General features: G+C 66.4%; 3 protein-coding genes. 1 reads left to right on the top strand and 2 read right to left on the bottom strand.

Going from position 1 to position 2431, the window contains the following annotated elements; translation table 11 throughout:
* The coding region (locus WBF82_RS11145) for an HNH endonuclease (protein WP_424383094.1) at positions 1-838 on the top strand (838 nt) is incomplete at its 5' end.
* Here WBF82_RS11145 and hemW read toward each other — a convergent pair.
* Together hemW and WBF82_RS11135 are read right to left on the bottom strand one after the other, a co-directional pair.
* A complete protein-coding gene (gene hemW, locus WBF82_RS11140) occupies positions 835-2007 on the bottom strand; it encodes a radical SAM family heme chaperone HemW (protein WP_424383093.1) in 1173 nt (390 codons plus the stop codon). The genes WBF82_RS11145 and hemW overlap by 4 nt on opposite strands.
* 62 nt (positions 2008-2069) lie before the next feature.
* Positions 2070-2393 (bottom strand): transglycosylase family protein, encoded by a 324-nt coding sequence (locus WBF82_RS11135; protein ID WP_424383095.1) that lies wholly within the window; start codon positions 2391-2393, stop codon positions 2070-2072.
* Positions 2394-2431: the final 38 nt, after the last annotated feature.

The raw sequence follows: 2431 nt of genomic DNA, 5'->3' as shown, positions 1-2431 counted from the left end.
AATCGCGGCGGCGGGCAAGAAGATCGCTTATCGACTCGATCCCCACTCCGTGGGCGACCGGGCCGCCAAAGCCGAAACCGAACGCACGGTAACCATTCGCCCTGCACCCGACACCATGACGTATCTGACCGCACTGTTGCCGGTGGCGCAGGGCGTGTCCGTGTATGCCGCGCTGCGGCGGGCGGCCGATATCTGCGCCGACGGGCGTTCGCGGGGCCAGGTCATGGCCGACACGCTCGTCGAACGGGTCGCCGGTCGCAGTGCCGCGACGCCGACACCGATCGCGGTCAATTTGGTCCTCACGGATCACACCCTGCTAGGCGGCGATAACACCCCGGCAGAGATCAGTGGCTATGGGCCAATTCCCGCGGAAGTCGCGCGCGGATTGGTCTCGGACGCTGTCAGCGATGCCCGATCGCGGGCCACGCTGCGCCGGCTTTATGCCCATCCGAGCTCAGGGGCGCTGGTGGCCATGGAGTCGCGAGCCCGGTTGTTTCCCGGCGGTCTGGCCGCCTTCATCGGGCTACGAGATCAGCGCTGCCGCACGCCCTACTGCGACGCACCGATCCGCCATCGCGACCATGCCCGACCATGGGCCCGCGGCGGCTCGACGAGTGCCGCCAACGGGCTGGGGCAATGCGAGCGATGCAATTACGTCAAAGAAACCGCCGGCTGGAAAGTCGAACCAAACATCGACAAAACGTGCAGACACACAGCAACATTCACCACTCCAACCGGCGCGCAATACCGATCGGGAGCACCACCGCGCGCCCCGACGATCCACATCAGCGACCTCGAAGTCCGCATTGGCGTGGCGCTCGCCCGGCATGCGGCCTAACCCAACAGCATCCGGACAACACCGTCGGCCAGCAGCCGCCCCTTGTCGGTGAGCACCAGGCAGTCGCCGTCGGGCATCAGCAATTCGTCCTCGACGGCGATGGCGGCGCGCTCGCGCTCGGCGTCGTCAAGCAGGTCCAGTGCCAGGCCTTGGCGCAGTCGGATCCTCAGCAGCACTTCCTCGGTGTGGCGCTGCTGAGCGGTCAGTTGCTCGAAACCGGCGACCGGCAACGCCGAGGCATCGATGATCTGTGCATAAGCGTTGGGGTGCTTGACATTCCACCAACGTGTTGCACCCACGTAACTGTGCGCACCCGGACCTGCGCCCCACCACTGCCCGCCGTCCCAGTAGCCGAGGTTGTGTCGGCACTGCCCGCCCGGACGGCTCCAGTTCGAGACCTCATACCAGCCGAACCCGGCCGCCGACAGCTGCTCGTCGACCAGCTCGTAACGATGTGCCAGCACGTCGTCATCGGGAGCCTCGATCTCGCCGCGACGGACGCGTCGCGCCAACGCGGTGCCCTCCTCAACCACCAGTGCGTACGAGGAGACGTGATCGACACCGGCACCGATCGCCGCATCCACTGAGCGCAGCAGATCGTCGTCGGACTCCCCCGGGGTGCCGTAGATCAGGTCGAGGCTGACGTGTTCAAAGCCCGCCGCCATTGCCTCACCCGCTGCGGTCACCGCGCGACCCGGCGAGTGCACCCGGTCGAGGGTGGCCAGCACCCGCGGCGCCACCGACTGCATGCCCAGCGATATCCGGGTGTAGCCGGCCGAGCGCAGCCCGGCGAACATCTCCGGCCACGTCGATTCCGGGTTGGCTTCGGTGGTGACCTCGGCATCGGGTGCGAGCTCGAAATTGTCGCGCACCGATTCCAGCACCGTGGCCAAGCGCGCGTCGCCTAATAGCGACGGCGTCCCGCCCCCGACGAACACCGTGTGCACTGCCGGGGCGTCCAGCCGCGCGCCGGCAAGTTCGAGTTCCGATCGCAGCTTCAGCAGCCAGGCGTCGGGATTGACCCCGCCCAATTCGGCGGGCGTATAGGTGTTGAAATCGCAGTAGCCGCATCGGGTGACGCAGAACGGCACGTGCACATAGATTCCGAACGGTCCGCCGGAGCTCAGCTGCACATCGGGCAGGTCAACCCGGCGCGGATTCGGTGTCATGCCAACACATCATCACACAGCGAGCCGATAAAGCCCCGTTCTCGGGTGGTGCGCGGCGGCGTTTACCCCGCTCCCTCCTCGAGAGCACGCGACGACCCTGGGCACCCGCCAGCCTGACTCCACATTGATGTCAGGAGATGCGTGAGAGAACCCATCGGGGCTTCATCCTGACTGCAGGACGAGCATCTCGGCCAGGCTCTGGGCCCCTGGGTGGCCATAATCCGCTGCCCCACCAGAACCTGTTCCTGCGGTCTGGCGGTCGAAGGTAACGCAGACCACGCGTTGCCACTGTTGGATTCCCATGTGGGCAAGGTGATCTGCAGGCCGCCATAGGCACCGTTGCCGGTGTCGGCCGCCCAGTTACCGCCGGATTCACACTGCGCGATGGCCTCCCAGTTGACTGGATCTGCATGTACACCGCCAG

This window comes from Mycobacterium sp. (assembly GCF_049673265.1).
In the GTDB taxonomy this organism is placed as follows: Bacteria; Actinomycetota; Actinomycetes; order Mycobacteriales; family Mycobacteriaceae; genus Mycobacterium.
Note: the sequence above shows the minus strand (reverse complement) of the source record. Positions and strands in the feature narration are given on the sequence as shown.

What these genes read in the sequence shown, in the direction of transcription:
- hemW (WP_424383093.1), bottom strand. Translation starts at nt 2,007, where the DNA reads ATGACACCGAATCCGCGCCGGGTTGACCTGCCCGATGTGCAGCTGAGC.